This window comes from Paenibacillus sp. FA6 (genome assembly GCF_051550225.1).
Classification (GTDB): Bacteria; Bacillota; Bacilli; order Paenibacillales; family Paenibacillaceae; genus Paenibacillus_AQ.
On sequence record NZ_CP188820.1, the window covers coordinates 3900131 to 3924334 of the forward strand.

At 39.9% G+C, this 24204-nt stretch carries 22 protein-coding genes and 1 other annotated feature; of the genes, 2 read left to right on the top strand and 20 right to left on the bottom strand.

Features of this window, described 5'->3' with window-relative positions; all coding sequences use genetic code 11:
- Nucleotides 1–235 precede the first annotated feature (235 nt).
- The 9 genes from ACP8HI_RS18035 to cls form a co-directional block, all read right to left on the bottom strand.
- Nucleotides 236–1765 (bottom strand): 2-isopropylmalate synthase, encoded by a 1530-nt coding sequence (locus ACP8HI_RS18035; protein ID WP_438347566.1) that lies wholly within the window; start codon nt 1763–1765, stop codon nt 236–238.
- A gap of 139 nt (nt 1766–1904) precedes the next feature.
- Nucleotides 1905–2182: a binding site (T-box leader), on the bottom strand.
- Between the two features lie 447 nt (nt 2183–2629).
- Entirely contained in the window at nt 2630–3682 is a 1053-nt protein-coding gene (gene tsaD / locus ACP8HI_RS18040) for a tRNA (adenosine(37)-N6)-threonylcarbamoyltransferase complex transferase subunit TsaD (RefSeq protein WP_438347567.1), read from the bottom strand.
- Nucleotides 3683–3686: 4 nt separating this feature from the next.
- Nucleotides 3687–4199 (bottom strand): ribosomal protein S18-alanine N-acetyltransferase, encoded by a 513-nt coding sequence (rimI, locus tag ACP8HI_RS18045; protein ID WP_438347568.1) that lies wholly within the window; start codon nt 4197–4199, stop codon nt 3687–3689.
- Nucleotides 4200–4215: 16 nt separating this feature from the next.
- Nucleotides 4216–5010 carry a tRNA (adenosine(37)-N6)-threonylcarbamoyltransferase complex dimerization subunit type 1 TsaB gene (tsaB, locus tag ACP8HI_RS18050; protein ID WP_438347569.1) on the bottom strand — a complete coding sequence of 265 codons (795 nt, stop codon included), beginning with the start codon at nt 5008–5010 and terminating at the stop codon, nt 4216–4218.
- A complete protein-coding gene (gene tsaE, locus ACP8HI_RS18055; RefSeq protein ID WP_438347570.1) occupies nt 5007–5495 on the bottom strand; it encodes a tRNA (adenosine(37)-N6)-threonylcarbamoyltransferase complex ATPase subunit type 1 TsaE in 489 nt (162 codons plus the stop codon). Before tsaE ends, tsaB begins: the two co-directional genes overlap by 4 nt.
- 957 nt (nt 5496–6452) lie before the next feature.
- The gene (locus ACP8HI_RS18060; protein ID WP_438347571.1) at nt 6453–6641 is read right to left on the bottom strand and encodes an H-type small acid-soluble spore protein; all 189 of its coding nucleotides are present in this window, start codon (nt 6639–6641) and stop codon (nt 6453–6455) included.
- A gap of 5 nt (nt 6642–6646) precedes the next feature.
- Nucleotides 6647–6838 (bottom strand): hypothetical protein, encoded by a 192-nt coding sequence (locus ACP8HI_RS18065; RefSeq protein WP_438347572.1) that lies wholly within the window; start codon nt 6836–6838, stop codon nt 6647–6649.
- 246 nt (nt 6839–7084) lie between these two features.
- Entirely contained in the window at nt 7085–7924 is an 840-nt protein-coding gene (locus ACP8HI_RS18070) for a YitT family protein (RefSeq protein ID WP_438351888.1), read from the bottom strand.
- A gap of 201 nt (nt 7925–8125) precedes the next feature.
- Complete coding sequence (gene cls, locus ACP8HI_RS18075; protein WP_438347573.1) at nt 8126–9556, bottom strand: cardiolipin synthase; 1431 nt, start codon at nt 9554–9556, stop codon at nt 8126–8128.
- Between the two features lie 214 nt (nt 9557–9770).
- Between cls and ACP8HI_RS18080 the strand changes: the two genes are divergently transcribed.
- Both ACP8HI_RS18080 and ACP8HI_RS18085 read left to right on the top strand, forming a co-directional pair.
- On the top strand, nt 9771–10766 hold the full coding sequence (locus ACP8HI_RS18080; protein WP_438347574.1) for a M23 family metallopeptidase: 996 nt from the start codon (nt 9771–9773) through the stop codon (nt 10764–10766).
- Nucleotides 10767–10875: 109 nt separating this feature from the next.
- Nucleotides 10876–11295 carry a bactofilin family protein gene (locus tag ACP8HI_RS18085; RefSeq protein WP_438347575.1) on the top strand — a complete coding sequence of 140 codons (420 nt, stop codon included), beginning with the start codon at nt 10876–10878 and terminating at the stop codon, nt 11293–11295.
- 199 nt (nt 11296–11494) lie between these two features.
- Here the strand turns inward: ACP8HI_RS18085 and ACP8HI_RS18090 are convergent, their stop codons facing one another.
- The 11 genes from ACP8HI_RS18090 to ACP8HI_RS18140 form a co-directional block, all read right to left on the bottom strand.
- Nucleotides 11495–12277 carry an ABC transporter permease gene (locus ACP8HI_RS18090; protein ID WP_438351889.1) on the bottom strand — a complete coding sequence of 261 codons (783 nt, stop codon included), beginning with the start codon at nt 12275–12277 and terminating at the stop codon, nt 11495–11497.
- Nucleotides 12270–13181 (bottom strand): ABC transporter ATP-binding protein, encoded by a 912-nt coding sequence (locus tag ACP8HI_RS18095; RefSeq protein ID WP_438347576.1) that lies wholly within the window; start codon nt 13179–13181, stop codon nt 12270–12272. The genes ACP8HI_RS18090 and ACP8HI_RS18095 overlap by 8 nt, the downstream gene beginning before the upstream one ends.
- A 283-nt stretch (nt 13182–13464) precedes the next feature.
- Nucleotides 13465–14436 (bottom strand): LCP family glycopolymer transferase, encoded by a 972-nt coding sequence (locus ACP8HI_RS18100; protein ID WP_438347577.1) that lies wholly within the window; start codon nt 14434–14436, stop codon nt 13465–13467.
- Between the two features lie 21 nt (nt 14437–14457).
- Entirely contained in the window at nt 14458–15831 is a 1374-nt protein-coding gene (locus ACP8HI_RS18105) for a sugar phosphate nucleotidyltransferase (protein ID WP_438347578.1), read from the bottom strand.
- 70 nt (nt 15832–15901) lie between these two features.
- Nucleotides 15902–16876 carry a dTDP-glucose 4,6-dehydratase gene (gene rfbB, locus ACP8HI_RS18110; RefSeq protein ID WP_438351890.1) on the bottom strand — a complete coding sequence of 325 codons (975 nt, stop codon included), beginning with the start codon at nt 16874–16876 and terminating at the stop codon, nt 15902–15904.
- A gap of 1 nt (nt 16877) precedes the next feature.
- Nucleotides 16878–18413, bottom strand: a complete 1536-nt coding sequence (locus tag ACP8HI_RS18115) for a lipopolysaccharide biosynthesis protein (RefSeq protein ID WP_438347579.1) — start codon at nt 18411–18413, stop codon at nt 16878–16880.
- Nucleotides 18414–18431: 18 nt separating this feature from the next.
- Entirely contained in the window at nt 18432–19634 is a 1203-nt protein-coding gene (locus ACP8HI_RS18120; protein WP_438347580.1) for a glycosyltransferase family 4 protein, read from the bottom strand.
- Nucleotides 19606–20895 carry a hypothetical protein gene (locus ACP8HI_RS18125; protein ID WP_438347581.1) on the bottom strand — a complete coding sequence of 430 codons (1290 nt, stop codon included), beginning with the start codon at nt 20893–20895 and terminating at the stop codon, nt 19606–19608. Before ACP8HI_RS18125 ends, ACP8HI_RS18120 begins: the two co-directional genes overlap by 29 nt.
- Complete coding sequence (locus tag ACP8HI_RS18130; RefSeq protein WP_438347582.1) at nt 20870–21715, bottom strand: glycosyltransferase family 2 protein; 846 nt, start codon at nt 21713–21715, stop codon at nt 20870–20872. Before ACP8HI_RS18130 ends, ACP8HI_RS18125 begins: the two co-directional genes overlap by 26 nt.
- A complete protein-coding gene (locus ACP8HI_RS18135; protein ID WP_438347583.1) occupies nt 21687–22871 on the bottom strand; it encodes a DUF1972 domain-containing protein in 1185 nt (394 codons plus the stop codon). The genes ACP8HI_RS18130 and ACP8HI_RS18135 overlap by 29 nt, the downstream gene beginning before the upstream one ends.
- Nucleotides 22872–23090: 219 nt before the next feature.
- Entirely contained in the window at nt 23091–24191 is a 1101-nt protein-coding gene (locus ACP8HI_RS18140) for a glycosyltransferase family 4 protein (RefSeq protein WP_438347584.1), read from the bottom strand.
- Between the last annotated feature and the right edge of the window lie 13 nt (nt 24192–24204).

The window sequence follows — 24204 nt, forward strand, 5'->3', positions numbered from 1 at the left end:
TTTCGTTTACACACAATCTCACTTGGATATGTGGATAACTTTGTCCACATCTTGACAAACTATTTCATCCTTGTATATTGCCCCACTGGAAGTTCAAGACCAGCACTTTTCACTTGAACATGCACTTGAAAGTATCCTTTAGCGAATAAAAATGACGGATTGTCAAGCCCTATCGTACTTGGCTTGACAATCCGTCAATAAAACATGATCGCGTCGACTATTTGAACTTCCCCTATTAAGCTGAAGGGTACACTGAAAGAGCACTATTACAAGCAGCCACATAAGCAAGCCCGCCAGCCATCACGATATCTTGATGAATGGCTGTGCCGCGATAGGTCTTACCTTCCCACTCCACCGTTACGGCAGCTTCAGCATGTGCCTCTTCCCCTGTACTAAGGGAGTGCAATTCCAGGTCACCAAAAATTATATCTGCTTCTATCCCTTGACCAATCGCTGAAATTAAAGCTTCCAGCGGTCCCTTTCCAATAGCCGTATGCGTGGATTCTCGATCCTCATGTAGGTGGCGTAGCGTAACCGTTGCTACACGCTCCTCTGCGCTACCCGATTGTACCTGAACTTCCCCCAGTTCAAAGTTCTGTATTCTTTTCCCTGTCGTATGACTCACCATCTTCAACAGTATGTCATCAGTGACAACCTTCAAGCGATCTGCTGTTTCCTTAAAGACATCATAGAGCACTTCCATCTCCGTATCCTTCACTTGTATCCCGTATCTTGCTATACGATCCTTCAGAGCATGACGACCTGAATGTTTACCTAGTATGATCATATCCCGTGAAATACCTAGTGATTCAGGATTCATAATCTCGTAGGTACTTAGATCCTTCAATAGTCCATCTTGATGAATACCAGACTCATGCTGAAATGCATTACGACCCACAATAGGTTTGTTATATGCCACAGGAAAATGCATAGCACTACTAACTGCCCTTGATGCTCCGTATATCTTCTCCATCGAAATCCCCGTTGAGTAGTTCAACGAATCCTTTCTTACTTCTAAAGCCATAACCAGTTCCTCTAGCGCACAATTTCCAGTACGCTCTCCCACGCCGTTGACTGTTACTTCAATCTGAGAGGCACCATTCTGAATGGCAGCAAGGCTATTGGCTACCGCAAGCCCCAAGTCGTTATGGCAGTGAGCGCTATATAGAACGCCCGCTCCTCCTCTTGCTCCCTCACGAACTTTTCGGAACATATCCCCATACTCTTGCGGCAGTGCATAACCTACTGTATCTGGGAGATTGATCATGGTCGCTCCTTCTTGAATCACAGCCTCCACGATCTCAATCAGATCATCTATTCCTGTACGAGCAGCATCCATCGCTGTGAATTCAACTTGGTCACTAAATTGTTTAGCATAAGCTGTCATCTGCCGCGCCATAGTCACAACTTCCTTCCGACTCATACGCAATTGGTGCTTCAGGTGAATATCTGATGATGACAGAAAGAGGTGAATACGACGACGCTCAGCATCCCTTGTAGCTCGTACTGCAGCATCAATATCTCCCTTTACCGCTCTGGCGAACCCGCAAATCTCTACTTGCTGGAACTGTCGTGATATGGCTTCTACCGCAGCAAACTCTCCTGGGCTAGAGATTGGGAATCCCGGTTCCAATACATCTACACCTAGCTCTACAAGCTTGGCAGCAAGCTGTACTTTCTGATCCGGCTGTAGACTTGCACCTGGTGCCTGTTCTCCGTCACGTAGCGTTGTGTCAAATATAATAATCCTTGGTGCTGTTGTCATTTTAATAACCTCCTAAGATTTTTGTGGAGCAATGCTCCTTGGTAGTGCCTCATAATAAAAATCACTTCGAAAGCATACGCCTTAATTTTTGTGGAGCAATGCTGAGAAAACAGAAAAAAACCTGCCATCTCTTATGAATATAAGAGACGACAGGTTTTCACCTTCCGCGGTACCACTCTTGTTGGCGCCATCGACATCATCGTCTAAGCACCCCACTTTGTTCTTTATGATCGGTTGTATGACCTTACATAAAGAGATCCCTTTAACGGTGGACAACCGAATCCATGTACGCTTCTTCTCGAAGTTCCACGGACTTAACTCCCGGGCGAGATTCAAAGGGGTCTGCCACTGTGTCACACCATTTCCACAGCTCTCTGAAGACATGATCCTTTTACTACTCCCGTTCATAGTCAATTTCAATATTTATTTCTGTAAAAATATATACAAAAAAGCCCGTCATCTCTATATCAAGAGACGACAGGCTGTTCACCCTTCGCGGTACCACTCTTGTTGTCCTTCCCTTCCCACATTAACATAGGATCGGAAGAACCCCTCAAACGCCTTACAGCCATGACTACATCATCAAGAAATGGACTGCTAAGCTCGCCCTCTTACGGAGGCCAACGTAACGATGTACTTCCCCGGCGTGCACTACCGAGTCTACGACGAATCTTCCTCGCCGTGTTCCACCGTTCCGCTCCCAAGCGAGTTCAGACTCCTTCGACTGCGTTGCACCAACCCGCAGCTCTCTGATTATTCCCGGATTACCCTACTACTCTTGTTCATCGCGTTTACCACATTTTGAAATTTTTATAATCATACCCATTTGAATGAACTCTGTCAATAGACTTTTTGCTCATTCAATTAATCTACGTTATTAGAGCCCCATTCTTCCAAAGAAAGCTGTGGATCTGCCTTCATTTCAAGCGGTGTGAAATACTGTTCACGCCATTTGAGATAAGCGGCAGCACCAATCATGGCAGCATTGTCTGTACAGTATTCAAATGGAGGAATGGATAGATCTATTCCTTCCTCCGCACATCTAAGGCTCAACTCAGCCCGAAGACCACGGTTAGCCGCTACACCACCACATAGCAACAACTGCTTCACATCATAGGCTTTCACGGCAAGGATCGCTTTGGTAACAAGCACCTCTACAACCGATTCTTGAAATCCTCGTGCAATGGCAGCCGTGATCGGTGGATCACCACGCATCTTACGTTGATTGATCACATTTAATACGGCAGATTTCAATCCACTGAAACTGAAGTCATAGGATCCTGATTCCAACCATGCACGTGGAAGTTTTATTGATTCTTCAGACTCCATAGCCATACGATCCACATGAGGTCCACCAGGATAAGGGAAGCCAAGCGAGCGTGCTACTTTATCGTAGGCCTCTCCAACCGCATCATCCCTAGTTCGACCGATCACTTCAAAGTGACCTTCTTCCTTAATATAGACGAGTTCCGTATGTCCACCGGATACAACTAACGCCATACAAGGGTAATGAATATCTCCAACCAAGCGATTAGCATATATATGTCCCGCAATATGATGTGTTCCAATTAATGGTTTAGACAATGCTACTGAAAGACTCTTTGCAGCTACCACCCCTACTAATAATGCACCTACAAGTCCAGGTCCTTGTGTTACGGCAATCGCGGACAACTCTGTCATCGGGATTCCTGAAGCAGCTACTGCTTCTTCTAGCATAAGTGTGATGCTCTCGACATGCTTACGAGATGCAACTTCGGGTACAACACCACCAAAGGCCTTATGCGTCTCAATCTGGCTTGAAATCATATTAGACAATACCTCATGCCCATCCTTCACAACAGCTACAGCCGTTTCGTCACAGCTTGTCTCAATAGCTAATATATAACATGGGCTATATTTATTGTTATCTATACTCATGAATCTATACGCTTCCTTCCCTACTACCGTACTCCTTATATTGGGGCAAATCTACCCACATAATCATTGCATCCTCATGATTGTCTGAATAATAGCTTTTACGAAGTCCTACTGATTTAAATCCTTTTTTTCCATACAAACGCTGGGCAATAGAATTGGACACCCTAACTTCCAGTGTCATTCGATCCATTCCCAGTTGAACAGCAGTCTTCATTAATTCATCTAACAAACGTTCACCTAATTTGCGACCACGATATGCTTCTAGAATAGCAACATTCGTAATATGAGCTTCATCTACAATCGTCCACATTCCGGCGTAACCAATAGGTTTTCCATGACTCTCCATCACGATATAACGAGCAAAGAGGTTATTCGTCAATTCATTACGGAAGGAAGTTTCTGTCCATGGGAGTGTAAATGCATCATGCTCAATGACCATAATATCAGGAATATCCTCGAGCTTCATGATTCGAAAAGAGACTCCCTCATCGTCCGCCGCCTTATTATTCTGCTCCATAAGTTACCTCCTCCCTTCATAGCTTACGAAGGAGATTGGTTTCCGCTTCAGTAAGTTGGGTATAATTCGGAACCAGCGAATGCATATCATCCATTTCACCTTTGTTAAACCTTTGTTCTCCTAACATTCCAACGAAACGTGCCTCCAAATCATATGAAACGATATGAAGTGCATCTCCAAGATGTACTCTAAGACGTTCAGCTACTTCCTTATGGAGATTTACATCCCCTACGATCCAGACATAACGTGGCTTCTTCTGCTCAGGTGTAGTTCCCAGCCGATCCACTAGCTCATCTACCCACTGCTCCATTAGGCGAATGGCATCTGGCTCTAGACGATCTGGTATATTCCCATCTGAAGAAGTGAATAGTGCTGTGTATACCTGACCTCGTCTCGCATCCATCAACGGAATAACCCAATGGACGTGATCCATTCCTTCCTTAACTTCACAAGTATTTACCCCATGGGAATAACCACCATAAGCCAATGAATAAAGACTCGATATACCTACCACTGGTATGTTCCAAGCCCATGCTAACGTCTTTGCTGCGGTAACGGCTATTCGTGTTCCCGTATAAGATCCTGGTCCTATACCAACAGCGATGCCTTTCACCTCTGATGTCATCGTTCCAGATGCCTTCAGAACTTCTTCCACAATCGATAGAATTCGAATCGAATGATTTCGTTCACCCAATTCGCTAATCTCATGTATGACCTTCCCCTCATCCATGACCGCTACAGCCAATGATGTTGTAGATGTGTCCAATGCCAGTATCCGTTGTTGCGAATCTGACCTCTGTGCTTTACTCATGACTTAAAGACTCCATTCTTATTCAGGTTACGACACCATTCTTCATAAGGTTCTCCCAACCCGCGAATCGTAATTTCACGTTGTTCAGACCCAATAGTCTCTATCGATAAGTGCAGATGAGTTTCGGGTAGTAAATCACTAATGATTTGGGACCATTCAACTAGACATACTCCCTTACCATAGAAATACTCATCCAGCCCAAGCTCATCCGCTTCTTCTATCGAAAGGCGATAAACATCCATATGATAAAAAGGTACTCTACCTTCATATTCTTTAATAATTGTAAATGTTGGGCTATTAACGATACCTTTGACTCCAAGATGCTTAGCAAATAGCTGTGAAAATGCTGTCTTTCCCGCTCCTAAATCTCCATCAAGTCCAATCACCGTACCCGGAATCGCTACTTCAGCAAGCCAAGCCGCAAGCGCCTCGGTATCTTTTAAATGATGAGATGAATAGATGTATCTATCCTTGTAATAACTCATTCCCAAAATAAACCCACCTTTATGTCCATTTCCAACATAACTTGTCCTTTATTATATCGGTCAATGCTATGACCCGCAAGAAGCGTCGGTATGTCCAATCTACGCCTCAATCAAGAATTGAACCAGAAATGAGCCTTTGTATCGCTTTTGAGTAGAACATGTTGACTATGTATTCAAGCCTATCTATGGATCATTTGAAGTTAAGTAGAACGCTTTGTGTCATTCTCGGCAGCTGAATTCATGCCGTGGGAAGACGGTTATGCCTCCGATGTGAGCGATATATATCATTAACATTAGTGGCCCCAGGTAACGGCGGCAGCAAAGCAACAGTAACAGTCGCCTTCGGCCTCGACCAATCAGCAGTAGGTGCAATAAGTACACTTAAATCCAGCTAATTCCCTCTGTAGCTAACTTTAGTTGCAAAAAATACATCTAATTTACTGGTAACATCCACTTTTCATCGTTATCGCCACTTTTAACTGCAGGTTCTGCAACTATTCCCTCTTCCTCCCACTTTTCCTACTAATTAAGTGTACTTTCTGCACCTATTCGGATATTCGGATATTCGAATAGGTGTGCGTGGATTGAAGTCTCTGGGGACTTTGTAATCTTTACGTTCTGATTTAGTCACACTCTGTACGGTTGTGCATATATTCCACATATTTCATCCCAATCTATCTACTTTCATCATATGAAGCATTGTTCGCGGATCAAATGTTGCCACCGCTCTATGCATATTTCAATAAAATCCATCTGATTTTCAATATCTCGCATAGAATATGATGGAGCTCATATAGACTCTTGAAATTCATAAAGAGTAACCTGAGAAGTCCACCGAAAATGTATTCTTTCCAAATAGAGTATAAAAGGACCCGAAACCGCTATTTCAAGCAGTTCGAGCCCTTCCTAAAGTTCTATTGCTATTTCTGCCCCCGAGATCTATTCAATTATCAGCAGTTATGATGTCTCTTCCTCGCGAAGACGATCCACACTCACTGTATGTGTGTTGGCCGGACGTGACCCCACCTGAACTGTAGCCATTCCATTGGCTTCATCCACATGTTCAATCCAGACAGAATCTCCTTCTAATTGAACAGCAATAGTATCTTTATCATGATAAATATCGAGAGCTCTTCTTACGTCCATTATCATTACTCCTTTTCATTATTATAGTCTAATACACTAGTATCCTCTGTCTCCGTAACCTCTTCTCCTTGCTCCATGAACAACTCTTCTAACGGAATATCACCAACATACCCATTATCTATCGTGACTTCCCCACCACCTAAACCCTCATTCACCATCCGATCAACATCCTGCAAATAGGCTTCTTCTTCATTCATAATTTTTCACTCCTTCCTACTGATTTAACTCATGATGGTTCGTACTTTAATCCTACTCAATATGCCCAGCACTATGCCCTGTCATGCATTTCATCACATACAGAAACGATCAAATACGAAGAAACGGCTGTACCACCCCTTATTAGGGATGACACAACCGTCTCTTCGTAAAATATTAAGATAAAGTATAGGGCATAACTTATAACTTATACCTTATCCTAATATTCCCATGAAATAATATATAAGTTAATGTATCGCTTTCTTCTTAAAGCGTCCACCTTTGACATCATGAATATTACCAACAGCAACGAATGCATTACTATCCCAATCCTCAACAATCGATATTAATTTAGCTTCTTCAAGTCGAGTAATAACAACGAAAATAACCTTCTTACTATCTCCAGTATAGGCACCTTCACCCTCCAGATAGGTTACACCACGTCCAAGACGGTGATTTAGAGCGTCGCCAATCTCTCGATATCTGTCACTAATAATCCAGACTGATTTCGATTGATCCAGACCCTCATTGGTTACATCAATCAATTTGAAAGCAATATAATAGGCAATAAGAGAATACATCGCACGATCCCATCCAAAGACGAATCCAGCACTACTAAGGATAAAGATATTAATAAACATAACAACTTCACCCACTGAGAATGGTGACTTCTTACTCAATAATATAGCTACTATTTCCGTCCCATCTAATGATCCGCCTGCACGAATAACAAGACCTACACCAAATCCCAGAAAGACACCACCAAATACTGCACTAAGGAACGGATCATCGGTAAAAGGTTCAACAGGATGTAAGAAATACGTTCCAACTGACATCACAATAATTGAGAATAAGGTCGATAAAGCGAAGGTTTTACCAATTTGCTTATAACCAAGGAATAGAAAGGGAAGGTTTAGAAGGGTTAGGAATATACCCAGTGGTAGCTTCGCAAAATATGAAGCCATAATGGAGATACCCGTAATTCCACCATCAATAATATCATTTGGTACTAAGAAAATCTCGAGTGCTATGGAGACTAAGCCTGCTCCAATAAGCATCATAAGGCCTCTAAATAACTGTCTTCCTATTGTTGGTTTTGTCTTGGGTGGAAGACCTTGCGCTGTAGGAATATTGTCATCCAAACTCTCTATACACGTACTCACACATTTCCCCCTGTCATAATTGTCTGTACTTTCATGTTATTTACCTATATATTATAGCACAGTCTTTTCTATGATTTTAAAAAATTCCGATCTTTTTTGTCTGCATTTTTAGCATTCCGATCTTTTTCATAATAATGGAGATAATATTCGACATAATAACTCGCCCCCTTTTTGCATATAAGACCTTGCTTTAAATTCATTAAGGCTGATTTCTGAGCAATCTTTAAGATCGTCCACGAAATCAGCCACAATACGTTGTATGGATTCCTGATCAAATAATACAGCAGCCAACTCGAAATTACAGAAGAAACTCCGCATGTCCATATTCGCAGTTGCAACGGTAGCTAACAGGTCATCCACAATCATAATTTTGGCATGGATAAATCCTTTGCGGTATTGATAGAAACGCACGCCTGCTTCTAATAATTCTTCCACATACGACAGAGAAGCAAGATGTACCCATTTCGAATCTGGCTTCCCCGGAATAATGATACGTACATCCACACCACTAATTGCCGCTGTTTTGAGTCCTTCATTAATACCTGCATCAGGGATAAAGTAAGGGGACGTAATCCATATCCTATCGCTAGCAGCTGTTATTGCTCCAAAGAACATCTCTTGCAATGCATCCCGTACCTGGTCTGGACCACTGCTCAAAATTTGAATTTGCTGATCTCCAAGGCACTCATGTGCAGGGAACATGGAAGCATCCTCAATTCGTTCACTAGAGGCTAATCTCCAATCATTAAGAAATATATTCTGTAGGTAATAAACAGCATCACCTTCTAGTTCCAAGTGAGTATCCCGCCAATATCCTATTTCAGGGTATAGTCCCAAATAGTCATCTCCTACATTTATTCCTCCTGCAAATCCCCTTTTACCATCCACAATCACAATCTTTCGATGATTACGGTAGTTAATGCGACGATTGATAATAGCAAGAACTAACGGAAGGAAGAAGTGAAATTCAACACCTGTCTCTTTAAATCGCTGTATAAAGGACCGCTTTAAGTGGTAACTCCCTATACCATCACAAACGATACGAACCTTGACACCTTCTTGAGCCTTTCGAATCATCACGTCCTGAAATTCAGTGCCGATCATATCTGGTCTAAAAATATAAAATTCCACATGAATATGATCCTTAGCAGATTCCATTGCCTCAAGCATTGCATGAAAAGCCACTTTCCCGTCCGTTAGAACCCGACTCTCATTACATCCCGTTATAGAACTCCCCTGAAGGTGGGTCAACAAATGAAATAGCCGCTTTTGATGTATGAATTCGCTATTCTTCATTTCTTCCGCACTCTTAACAATGACAGTATCCTGCCATAAATGCGCACGATTCTCCTGATATAGCCTCGATCCTCTTGAACGAACCTGCTTATGTTTATTGTATTCTCGAGCCACAAAATAATAGAATATAAATCCAACCAATGGACAACAAAACAATATAAATATCCATGCGAGAGCTTTCGTTGGATTTCGGAATTCAATAATAATAATCGTCGCAATCTGAACAATAAATACAATCAGTATGATAAGTAGCCATATCATAAAGCTAACTTCCCTCCTTCATAAGTTATAGTGACTAACATCGTACCGTACAGCATTGACCAATCCATTGGAGTATTATTCAATCCACCTCACTCAGAACAAGATTTACCAAGATTCTCTCAACAAATTAGACATGTTTAGAGAGTTCAAAGAATAAATAGAATATAAGCGATCTATTCCATTTCTCCATCCAATGAGTAGAAAGGAGTTGCCTATGAAAAGTACTAAGACGAAACAGCCATTGACCCTACTTGTTCTCAGAGATGCACAGCATTCTGTCAAGCAGATCCATATCTCGAAACCTTTATTAATTATCGTACCCACTGTTGCTATTCTGTCCCTTACTGGTCTTATTATTTCCATGCAAGTTCATTCTTCCCAAGCGATCTCTAAAATGGAACAGGAAATGAACCTCCAGAACATTGCCAACCATCAGATGGAGATCACGGTTAGTAATCGGGAAGAAGCCATCTCCAGATTACAGAATGAAATCATCCAGTTGTCTACTGATGCTCATGATATGAAAGACAAAATGCAGCGTGTAAGTGAGCTGGAAGAGGAGCTACAAACGTTCATCAAGAAGAATGATACCAGTATGATTCCTGATGAAGTCAGCAGTAAGAGTCCTACAACGAATCTGGCCAATGATCTTTCTACGCATGTAGGCGGTGAATTTATTGCTGTACAGACTAGCGACATCATCGACCTTTCTCAAGAGACAAAAGATGACTTTGAAGAAATCCGCAAGCTAATCCATTCCATGGAAAACAATATCCCTCGCACGCTTGAAAAGGCTCAAGCGACACAAGATATGCTGGCAGGCATTCCGAATATGTGGCCAACCTCCTCCCACGTCATCTCCTCTAGCTTCGGCTACAGGAAAGATCCGTTTACCCGTGGAGCAGCCTATCATGCGGGTATCGACATTTCTGGCAACACAGGAGATCCTGTCTATGCCGCAGGAGCAGGCAAGGTGTTACATGCTGAGCAACTTGGCGCGCGTGGTCTCTATATACAGATTGAACATCCAAATGGATTGCAGACTTCTTATATGCATTTAAGCAAAATCGAGGTGGCTGTCGGGGATCTTATCTCCAAGGGTGAAGTGATTGGAAAACTAGGAAATACCGGACGCAGTACAGGAGCTCATCTCCATTTCCAGGTGGAAAAGAAAAACAAAGCCGTTAACCCACTTCCCTACATTAAATAATCAGGTAGGTATGCTCTTCAAAAACTAAGTTTATGCTTCCGATGCCAGTTTTTGAAACGAGGTCTAATCAGGAAGGTATGCTCTTCAAAAACTTTTAGGGGGTTTTATCATGGCAAGATCAAGAAGGTCAGAAAGAGAACTCACAGCGACGGACACACTAATTGGACAAGGTTCAGAGATCACCGGAAAGTTAAACTGTGATGCCAACTTGCGAATTGAGGGAAAGTTTAATGGTCAGATTGAGAGTCAAGGAGATGTAATCGTTGGTGAATTTGCGGAAGCACGCTCTAACATTCAGGCTAAAGAAGTCATTATTGCTGGTAAAGTGTACGGGGATATTGCTGCATCAGGTAAACTTACGATTACACCAACCGGACAGATGTTCGGGGATGTCTCTTCCTCTTCCCTCATCATTATGGAAGGCGGTGCCTTGAGTGGAACTAGTACGATGAGCCCTCCAGAGTCTAAAGCTGTGTCTGATAAGTCAAAGGATGCCTCTTCGCGTTCCTTACAAACCGAGGTAGGCTAATCAAAGGGATATTCCTTGCGGAGAACTTGCTTGTGAAGTACTTGCTTGGGAAGTTCATGTGTCATGTGGTGGGTGGGGAGTTGATGTAGTGGGTGGGAAGGAAATACAAGCTCCCTCCCACTCCACCAACCCAACCTCTTTCCTCATGATGGAGCCTGGTGGGATGAATGCTTTCTTTTCACTCAAATACCACCTGACGTTATGTTGCAACATCACGTTTCTTGAACACAAACCATGAGAGCAACACGAACACAATATAGTAACCCACTAGTACAATTAATGAAAAAGTGAACGTTGATCCAGCTGGGCCAACGGATGAATTTATATATCCTTTTAAATCCATATGAGTGAATATCAAATATTTCATCCATTCGTATCTATCGGGATTTAGAATAACCAAAAAGATATCCTTGGTGAACAAGATAAACAATGACAAGGCTATAGCGAAGGTACTCGAGCGAAATAGAGTAGATATCATAAAGGCTATCATCATAATCATGAAGAGCTGAACATAACTACTGCCAAGGTTCATGAATGTATACGACATATCACTCCAAGTACTCGAGAACATCCCTGAATTCCCCTCATAATTGAACCATATATTCGAAAATAGAAAGGCTACTCCGAACAGTAGAAGGCTACTTAATAAGCTAAATAAAATCACGGATATATATTTGGATAATAGAATCTTCGAACGACTCCACGGTCTAATCAGAAGCAACTTAATCGTTCCTCCGGTAAACTCACTAGCTACAGAATCCGCTGCAATGACAACAACAAATATAATATTCAGAAAAAATGTCATCGTCATCGTTAATATAGTGACTTCCCACACATTAGGTTGTTCCATTCCTTTCGCCATGAAGAATACGAATGGCATAAGTATACTAAATAGAGCTAGAATACCTAACATGATCCAGGTACGAACACGACGATATATTTTCATATTCTCATTTAATATCAGTTTATAAAAGCTAGACAATTTGTTCACTCCCCGTCATCTCCAAGAATTGATCCTCAAGCGTGCGAGTAACCTCACGAATGCCGTATACTTTGAGCCCAGCCTGAACGAGACGTGCATTAATATCGGCTACTTCTTCACGTGATATCTTCATTATTAGTAGGTTATTCTCCACCCGATTCACTCCCAATAATTCTGCAGCTAACTGAGGTTGATCCACATCAAAGGCAATTTCGGCAGCAGACACGGCTACCCCTTCTTCATTCTTCAATTGACGAACATCAATTAATCGACCATTCTGAATAATAGCTACGCTATCACACATCAATTCCATCTCAGATAGTAAATGACTTGATACGAATACCGTAGTTCCTTCAACTCTACAAAGATGCCTTAGATAGTCCCGTAATTCTCGGATACCTTGTGGATCCAGTCCATTGGTAGGCTCATCCAAAATAAGAAGCTTCGGGTTATGTAGAATAGCCTGAGCTACACCTAATCTTTGCCTCATACCGAGTGAGTAGGTTTTAACTTTGTCATGAATTCGCTTATCCAAGCCTACAAGAGCGATAACCTCTTGTATTCGTTCCTTCGTGACTCCGGGCATCATGCGAGCGAAATGCCGCAAATTTTGATATCCACTTAAATATTTATACATCTCTGGATTCTCAACAATAGCCCCCACATTCGCTATTGCCGCTTCGAATTGGTGCTTAATGCTGTGCCCACATATCACGATGTCTCCCTTACTAATAGATATTAAACCAACCATCATACGGATCGTCGTCGTCTTCCCCGCTCCATTCGGACCAAGAAACCCAAACACTTGGCCTGGTACAATTTCCAGATTGAGATTATCAATGATTACCTTTGAGGAGATAACCTTCGAGACGCCCTCCAATCGAACTACCGGTTCCTGCTGCATCTTATTCACCCCTTTAGATTGACGAGCATATGCTACTATATCTTGCTCTCCAAACATAGTTTAGCATATTACTCTAAGGTTTAACTATAATATGGGAATTCATGCTTGATTCAGGGCGTATTTGTTCGCATGTCGTACAATAACCCATTGGGAACTCATACTGGTAAAATCCCGTTTTAAAAATAGAGCTTTTCTCATTCCCTTGTACAAGCTGCTCACAGTACACACAGAAAAATTGAAATCGCGCTACCATCCAAAAACCCCCTTTAATGACTCTTTTCTATTATTCGGAAAAATTCATTGATATACTGCTTTTACGTAGGTGTTCCTCAATTAAGTTATGGACTCGTTCCTTCTCGGTAGCTTCTATAGTGTAATAATAAATCCCGTTTATTCTCTTCCCTTGACCGTTCAACTCCAATGTTTCAATCTTATTCAGATCGGAGCGATAATCTGTAATAAATTTCTTCATTTCATCAAAGGTAATATCTGTCTTCACATTATTCCCAACCTCCGCAAGCATGGATTGGAGACGAACGATATTCGTGACTTGCAGAGCATTCTCCAACGTCTGCTTCAAGATCTCTCTTTGTCTGGCGTTACGTCCGAGATCTCCACGAGGGTCATCGTATCGCATTCGTGAATAAGCAAGTGCTTCATTCCCGTCTAATTCTAAGGGGCCTTCCGCAAATTCATAACCTTCATACTGAAAAGAAAATGGATTCTCAATCTCTACTCCACCTAGTAAATCAATAATCTGGCTGAATCCCTCCATGTTGACCTTAATGTAATAATTAATAGGTATATTCAATAAGTTCTCAACCGTTTGAATGGACATATTTACTCCACCAAAAGCGTAAGCGTGATTAATTTTATCTGTCGTACCATGCCCTATAATTTCAGTTCGTGTATCCCTTGGAATATTGAACATCAGAATCGATTCTTTGGATGGGTTGACGCTCAGAACAATCATCGTGTCGGATCGACCAACGTCGCTCTCTCGCTGATCTACCCCCATGACCAACACCGTATAGGGCTCCCTTTCATCCATTTTCACGGGAACGCCGCCTTTTTGTTCTGTGCTAGTTGTAGTTGTAGTCGTAGCCTTTATCGTTACAGGCTTATTCGGTTCTCTGGGTTCATAAATTGTACGGGCTGTCGACTTCACCGATTCGTACAAATAGATCCCATATCCCAATACAATGAAGATCACTAACGACAGAGACAACAAGGTTACTTTTATCCAACGTTTCATTAGGCCCTACCCCTTCCACTTCTATACGCAATTCGCCATAATATCAGACCATTCCATGCTCAAGCGAATGATATCCTCTTCTACCAATGAACTGCCCAGTTGCACTTCAATAATCTCCAAATCCCCTATTGCCCTTACACTGTGGCGGCTACCTTCTGGAATTTCTAGAACATCACCCTGCTTAATTTCTCGGTACTGTTCGTTCATGATAAACTCCCCCTCACCCGAGATCACAGTCCACAATTCTTTGCGTTTCAGATGAAATTGATAACTCAGATTGTGACCTGCTCGAATACAAATTCGCTTCGTAAGAACTTCTAGGGATTCCGTGTTCTTAGAATAATCAAGTATTTGGTAGTGACCCCATCTACGTTCTTCATACATAGGACGGTTATCCATCCCCGTTAACATATCTTTGATCCTCGGACTCGCTTCTTTATCACTCACCAGAATGCCATCTGGGCTCGTGACCACAATGATATTAGACAGCCCTAGAATAGTTACAGGAATATTAAGCTCATTGATCAGATGCGTATTCAATGAATCCTTCGACACAACACCTTTGCCAAGAACAGGAGAACTCATCTCATCCGTAAGTGTGTTCCATGTTCCTAGATCCTTCCAACTTCCCTCATAGGGCGTTACTACTAAGTCCCAAGCTTTCTCGACAACGTGATAATCAAAGCTGATTTTAGTTAGTTTGCTGTATTGTTTGAGCATTTCTTCATATTGAATGGGCAGATCCATTGAGATCAAGAAATTAATAAGGTAGTCTAATTTGAATGCAAAAACCCCACAGTTCCAAAGCGCCGATTGCTTCATCATGGCTAACGCTTCTTCTTCATGGGGTTTCTCTTGAAATTGTTTAACTCTTGAATACCCTACTGAACATTCCTCCATAACGTGCGGTTCAGGGATAATGTAACCATATTTCTCAGAAGGGTACGTAGGTCTTACTCCGATAAGTGCGATGTCTGCTTGAGAGCGTTCTAGAATGGAATCAAGCTCTTGAATTTTACTGAAGAAGTCAACCTCGACGTAAGGGTCAACCGGTAGAATGACAACCGTTTCCTCAAGACCGATCCCCTTCATTGAATACAGATACGTTGCTGCTAGGGCAATTGCCGGAAATGTATCTCTTCTCTCTGGTTCTACAATTAATTCCGCCTCATATCCCAACTGATTTCGCAATATTTCTACCTGCGCCTTGCTTGTAGCGATGTATGTTTGTTGTTCCAATCCTGCATGCTGAAGCTGTCGCCATACCCTCTGCACCATGGATTCTCTAAGTCCGCTTGGATCCTCCAGCATTCTCAGAAATTGCTTAGATCGTGAGTCATTCGATAGAGGCCATAGCCGCTTTCCAGAACCACCCGACAATAAGACTAGTTGCATATCATCACACCCCCTATGTTGGCATCTTGCTATACTTCGTGATCAAAAGATGACCTTTTTGGACTTCCTCTTAGAATAAAAGACTTTCCTCATACTGTTGTTCATAATAGTTCTTGTACTTGCCGGTCTTGATCCTCTGCCACCACTCCCTATTATTCATATACCATTTAATCGTTTCCCGAATTCCATTATCAAAGGTATAATGGGGTTTCCATTGCAACTCTTGCATTATTTTTGATGGATCCATGGCATAACGCCCATCATGCCCTTTACGATCTTCCATATACCTAATTAAATCCGTAGATTCACCTAATACACTTAGTATCTTTTCTACAATATCTATATTACTTCGTTCATTATGACCCCCGACATTATACACTTCTCCTGAACGTCCAGCCTGAATCACTAGATCAATAGCTACTACGTGATCCTCAACATGCAGCCAATCACGAATATTCAATCCATCCCCATATATCGGTAACTCCTTATTCTCCAAAGCATTCGTAATCATCAAAGGTATCAGCTTCTCCGGATGATGAAAAGGACCATAATTGTTGGAGCAACGCGTAATATTTGTATGTAGCCCATATGTTTCATGGTAGGCTCTTACTAATAAGTCTGCCCCCGCCTTGCTGGCTGAATATGGACTACTCGGTGCAAGTGGGGTCTCTTCGGTGAAGTATCCTGTCTCACCAAGAGAACCATACACTTCATCTGTTGAGATCTGAATATATCTAGTCACTTGAAATTCCCTGGCAGCCTCCAACAATGTTCGAGTCCCCAGTATATGGGATTCAGCAGCAAAGTTAACAATAATATTAATATTGTGATTCTTAACGACAGCCTCTACCTGTGATTTGCAGCAAATATCTCCTCTGACGAAATAATAATTCGGATTATGCTCTACTGAAATAAGATTCTCAAGATTACCTGCGTAGGTTAATTGGTCAAAGTTAACGATTGAGATACTAGCGTACTTATTCAGCATATATCGTATGAAATTACTTCCGATAAATCCGGATCCACCTGTAACCAATACATTCATTTCATTCATGCTTCCACCGCTCCTCTGTTGGTTTCATTTTAGAAAAAGTCGCTTTTAGTCTCATAATAATTTTCAATAGGGTATTTCTTTCAAAAAGGAAATTGACTGCTAAGGCCAATATACCAACCCATATTGAAACAACTATTGCATATAGACACCAAACCATAAGGTTTTCCGCTTCTATTGAGAATAGTGTCTTAAAAGGTATTACAGCTACAATAATGATGAATAAAATTCTTAAAATCCTCATCAATGTATGCCTAAACTTAAAGTTAGTAATTCTTTCTGCATACAATAAATCTATTGAACGGTAAAGTAATCCAACGGAGCTTCCAATTAGAACTCCTTTTAGGCCATATAGAATAACCAATGGAATAGATACTACGATTGTTAAACAAGCCTCAATAATGGCTCTATGCCTTGTTTGTCTGAAATGTCCTGCAGAGATAACCATTGTATTTTGTGGCGTTTTCCAGCTGCTTAGAACCCCCACTATTGTGAACAATAGTAGCGTTCCGTAATCTACATAACTCACATCGGTAATTCCTTTTGTATAAATCTTAATAAAAGAAATACCTAAAACTAAAACACATGAGTATGCAAATGAAACAATCCCATAATATAGAAATTCATATTGGGAATATGCCTCTTTCAATATTTCATATTGTTTATTTGCAATAAGATCACCAAAAGCTGCTGTAAAACTATTTACAAAAACGCCAATGATCATACCAACACCGCTGAAAATCATGGTGTAAATGGCATATACACTTACCGTTTTCAAATCTGAAAATATAGTCAAAAGTAATACCGGCACATTAAAAACGATCATTCCAGAAATCTGATGAATAACGACATCATATCTTTTGGATAATGCTGACATCATAGGCGCTACCTTGAAATCCAAATAAGGAAACTTCCTGTTGGAATATCTTCTTATAATAATCGCATGAAGGAAGCTCGCAGCTAATGATATAAAGTATACTAGGGCGATATTCAACCCTAAATGGATTAAAATAACCATAATAACCGTATTGACTATCGTATATATACCCCTTGCTATTGAAAGTATATATCCTGATTGTGAAGCTGTTAGTAATACTGTATAACTTCCAATTAAGAAGTAGTTGATAATACCCGTTGCTCCAATAGAAAGCGTCAAGAACACAACTGTAGGCACATCCATATTTTCTTTATTAATGACTAAAGGATATACAACGGTTAAAAGGATTAGTAAGCCAATAAAAATAAATCCGACTTGTTTGTAAGCCCTTTTAGTTGCAGATAGTATGCCATTTATCACTTCATAGTTCTTGTCTGCAAGTGGCTTATATAGTGAAAAAATCATCGCACCACTCAACCCAGTCTCAAAAATATATAAATAATTAATCATTTGAGTTAACGAGGTTCTAAGGCCATTAGTAGATGATCCATATGTCACGAGTAATAATCTAATTAAAATGATTCCTGCAATAAACGTTATAATCTGCAATACAGCAGATGCTAACGTATTATATATTGTTTTTTTTGTCCTCACATGACATGCTCCCCCCTTTCACAAGTACAATTCACAGACTTTCAATACACATGTTCTAATATCGAATTCACTAGCTCTTAATTTCTCCTTTTCAATCATGCCCTGCACATTGATTCTATTCAGTTGTACATCCATAATATATTGATATAATTGTTCAACATCGCCCGGATTATATTTCAATCCAGATTGACCATGATCAACAATCTCATTGAGTCCCCCAACGGCAGTAACAATCAAGGGATTTCCAAAATGCATAGCTTCAATAGCAACTCTTCCAAAAGCTTCATTCCTGGAGCAAACCACTTCAACATCAGATGCCTCTCTCAGTGTCATTAAATCATTTGTATAATCAATGAATTGCACCATATCCTGAACACCATATTCCACCACTTTCTGAAGTAGCTGAGCGTAATATTTCTTCTTTGTTTGACCTATAATTAGAATTCGATAATTCCCCTTCGTGTCTTGTTTCAATTTCCGGGCCAATTCGATTAAATCTTCTTGACCTTTAATTTTGTACACTGTACCAATACATGTAATGGTAAACGGGTTGGATACAGTCGCTTCTATTCGATTGTTAGTTGAATCTGCTGTAACTAAATGGAGTGGAAGACCATCGTAAACCGTTATTAATTTTGTTAAGTCATGCTGTATGCCATGATAATTCAATACATTTTGAAACTCCGTTCTTAACTCATTTGAAACAAAGACTACTTTCTCACTTCTACTAACGATGGTCGAATAATACTCTGATAGAAGCTCTTTCTCAATTTCAAACATTTCTTTAACATCTTCGCGTACATGCCATATATGTTTAATACCGGATAATTTAGCGAGATCAGCGCCGAACTTTACTACACTGGAGTTGGAATGGATCAGTTGAATTCCTTCTTGTTCTACTATCCCTTTCATCCTTTTAAGTTCATCTTTTCGAATAAAGGTGAAAAACTTCCTTTTTAACCAATGGATATCCTGCTTAAGGTTATCGTAATAATAAAAAGCCTGATAATACGGAATATCCCGCTTATCAAGCTCTTTTTTTAATGTGTCTGAATATAATAGATTATTTTTCATTTTCTTTATAATACTTCGGACATTGAGTGTTTTTGGTATCAACACATGAGGTTTAATATCAGGAGGTAGATAGTCCAGCAAATTAATTAAAGAATGAGTGGCTCCACTTTTGGTATTCTCATGGGCTATATACAGAATTTTTTTCATCGTTATGTACCCCCTCTTCGATTCCCCTTTTCTTGGTGTTTAAGTAGAATATAAGATAAATCAACAATAACGCTACAAATACATAGTGATCTCTAAAAGGTTGAGTGGCATAGGAGGTTAATAACAACGTACTAAATATAATAATGTACATGACCATCTTTTTGTTAACACTTGTTATATTAGAGAATAATCTCAATAGAAGTATCGAATATAAATGAATGACTGAAATCAACAGCACCATGCCGCCCTGAATAAGAATTAAAGAAGCACTGTTAATTCCTATATGAACATGGATATTGTTATCTAGAATGTTCACATTGTTCAAGCCGATCCCTAAATCGTAAGCACCATATTTCTGAAAAGCCAAGTAATTTAAGTACGCACGTTCATTATGCACACTCGGAACAGCAGAATCTCCTGATAAAAAGTCTCCAACGAGAACATTAATCTTATTGACTTCTTCTGAATAATTAGTGAAGCTATAAATCAGCAGACAACTACAATAAGCTAGAAAAACAATAGAAATTAACTTGACTATATATTTGGGAGATACTTTGTGATTTATAAAGTAAAATGCAAAATAAGCGATTAGAAAAGCAAGAAAGGTAATACTAAACATTTTATTATCATTCAAAGTAGATAGTTCTAAAATCACCATAAACTGAGCAATGAGCCATGCTAATCTCCATTTAGACTTCGATTCAAGATAAAAGTACAAATTAAATAGTAAGGTAGCGATCCAAATATAGTTGAGAACATTCACACCATTCATACCGATTAATCCTGCCATATGATCTTGGATAAATGAATTATAAACAATAAATTTCCCCATCATAAAAGTTTCCGTTCGATATTGAATAGTTATAATAATGGCGTTCAATACAAAATAACAATTCAAAAAAACAGTCAAATTCTTGGCTAATAACTCTAGTACATCCATCGTATATGTCTTTCTAAGATAGATAAAATATACTATTAATGTTCCTGGCATAAAAAGCATGAGTATGTTGCTATTAACATTGCTATTGTAGCCAAACATATAAATATTGATAGCGAGAACAGTCATAACAAAGAGTAATGATAAATAGACTATACAATCAAACTTAATCTTCTGTTTTAATAAACGAACTACAACATAAGCTATTAAAAAAACATCAAGTATATACCACTCAGGGTACATTACCTTGATGTATCGCAGGAAAAAGGTATTAACAATAACTATTAGAAGAATTGCTCTATCGAGCCTTTTCATAGTTTTCACGGTAATTAACCCTCTTCAATTCTCTTTGAATGGTTAGCGCTATTCTCTTCACATCATTGTTAAACAATATGAAATACTTCAGTTTCACACGACTCCACAAATACTTTTGTCTTAACTTCTTCTTATTCTTGTTCGCTAATTGGATTTTATCCTCTTTAAATGAGGTGCTCCCATAATGATAAATAAATGTGTCATCCGCCAAAATATTGATATACCCATATTTAATAACACGGTAAGAGAAATCAACTTCTTCACCGTAACCCATCCCAAAAGTCTGTTCATCCAGATATCCAATCGAATGGATAACTATCCGTTTGATATATAACACATGACCTACTCCTGTTGGAATCACAGGATACTGTTTGTTGGAGATCGTTTCAACTAAATTTGAGAACTGCTGTATTGTATATCCTTGGGGTAACTCATTGTCTTTATTGAATGCTGGAACCGATGCTATAGTTCCGTTATTTGTAAGTGCTGTCACCGTGCCGATACGAGAACTGGAACAAGCAGCTGCATGTAGCTTATCAATCCACTTGTCAGTTACTACGGTATCAGAATTCAATAGAATAACATCGTTATCTGAATACTTCATACCTCTATTGGCTGTTTTAACAAAACCCACATTCATATCATTGTGCAATACAACAATTCTTTCATCCGTTAATCCACTTAAATACTCATTTATTTCTTTCTCAGGAGAATAGTCATTTATGAGAATAAAACGATGTTGTTCATCGTTCGGGCAAGCTAATAAAGATTGAATACACTCTTTTGTTTCATCAATCCCCTTATATATAGGAACTATGACGTCGATCATACAACACTTCCTGTTCTATCTCCGCATTTCGCTCTACTTGATTGAGATAATTGGTCGATTTAGAAGTCATTAACTCCCTATAGGATCTTGCAACTGCGTCCCATTGATAGTTACTATACAACCGCTCTTTCATTCCCCCGCTTTGATCTTCCATGTTGATCACTTCTCTGAATTGTTCAGCTAATCGTTCTTGCGTAAACAGTAATCCATATCCACCTAGAACTTCTTCACTAAATGGACCATCGATGGCCATCACTCGCTTGCAAGATCCCATGGCCTCCAATAAAGCAGGGTTCGTTCCACCAACTGAATTTCCATGAAGATAACACTCAGCATTCTCTCTCAATACCGCAAGTTCTTCTTGATTGTAATTAGCTGCTAAAATACGAACACCTTTCTTTTGATCAAAAGACTTCAACAACTCAGAATAGGGCGTTGAATCTCTATACCCCACTAATATGAATTGATATCCTTCTTCGTATAACTTCGATTGATTGAAGCCTTCTATGATTTTCAGGGGAAGGTTATCAAGTTCAAATCTAGTAATTTGAATAAAATACTTTTGTCCATTTAACTCGTATTTCTTCATAATTTCACTTTTCTTCTCTTCATCCATTTGCGAAATGATTGGCGCTCCATATGGAATGAATTGTGTTTTTCTGAAAAAGGTAGATTTGTAGTAATTCTGAATTGCCACGGAATCTGAAATTAACTTTTTGCAAAACAAACATATGAGCAACGAAGATAAAAAATAATAACATTTGAACGGCCATGACCATTTCATTCTTCTCCATTCTAATCCGTCCGTATTTACCGCCATTGGAATTCTAGCCAATCTAGTAAGTAGAATTCCAGGTAAATTAGCATTATTAAACCAAAATACGAAATCATATTCTTTTCGATGTTTAAACAAGTATTTGCCTGTATTTATGGATGAGACAAAAGTATCCAGCTTTCTTGATGGACTTCCTTTTACATTAATAATTGTCCTATCATCTATTGAATCATGATTACCCTCCGCTTCAGATCGTCCAAACACATGACAATCCACACCTTCTTGAACTAGTCTTAAGCTAATCTCATCGACAGCTGTCTCAAATCCACCATAAGCAGCAGGTATTCCCCTTGTACCGCAAAAAGCGACTGTGGCTTTCATATTTTCACCCCGTTCAACTTTATTAACAACTATTTATAGTCAGAGTTCAAAAAGTCAGCTTTTCAGCACCGAGAAGATTGAATGAAGCTAGGGAGTGAGGAGCGGAGCGTAGGCAGTACCTACGTGAGCACCGGAAGGACCGGCTGAATTCAATCTTCGATGTCGAATACGCTCCCTGCTAACCTTCGTGATCAAAAGATGACTTTTTGAGCTACCTCTTTATAGAACCTCTTGTAAAGAGTTCAGATATGATTGTGCCGCAGACTGCCACGTCCATTTGGACGCTTGAGAATATCCTTGAGAAATAAGCTCTGTTTGAAGGCTAGGATTACCCAAAAGTTGCTCCATTCTCTCTGCAATCTCCAACTCATTGTTAGGATCTATCAGAATCCCTGCATTACCAATAACTTCTGGGATCGCCGTTGTGTTGGAGGATATCACTGGAACACCGCAAGCCATCGCCTCAATTGGAGGAATACCGAAGCCTTCTGCAAATGTAGGATACACAAAAAGCCTAGCTCCACGATATATATGAGGAAGCATTTCATCATCTACTGAATCTATTATTTTCACATCTTCTTCTAAATTCAATTCCTTCATTTTTTCGAAAAATTGTTTGAATCCAAAATCAGGGCTTCCAACAATGACAAGACTACCCAACTCATCACGCTGCTTCTCTTTTAATATCTTGTATGCATGAAGTAGTTGTATGTGATTCTTCCTTGGCTCAATTCTTCCCACTGTTAATATATAATTTTTAACTCCATACTTTTCATAAACAATGTCTCTCGATAATTCCTTGTTCTGAGGACTAAACCTAGTAATATCTACACCGTTCGGCACAACCTTCACTTTGTGCTCTGGAACGCCATACAATTCAACAATTTTACGTTTAGAGTATTCGGATACCGTATGGATTTGTTTCGCTTTTTTTGCAGAATATCTAACAAGGATCTTATTCCTCAGCACTTCTTTCTTCGTGAAATATTGAGGATGTGTTTCAAATAGAACATCATGTATCGTAACGATCGTGTCACACGGCACCATGAGTGGTGATATATATGTAGTATGGTACAGTTCGATTTTATTTTCTTTGAGCAATGGACTCGTTTGATACGTCAACCTCCTGATCTTAGAAGTTGACTTGAATTCCACATACTTAGGGTTATTTCCATAAGGATAATCTGAAGACCAGTGTCCAAAGAAACAGTAGTTATTATGATCTCCCTGTTTCATTACTTCATGATACAAATTTAATAGATAGGTTCTGCTACCTTGAAACTTACCGGCCAGTATATGAGCGTCTACCCCAATTCTCATCTTTTTTCTCCTT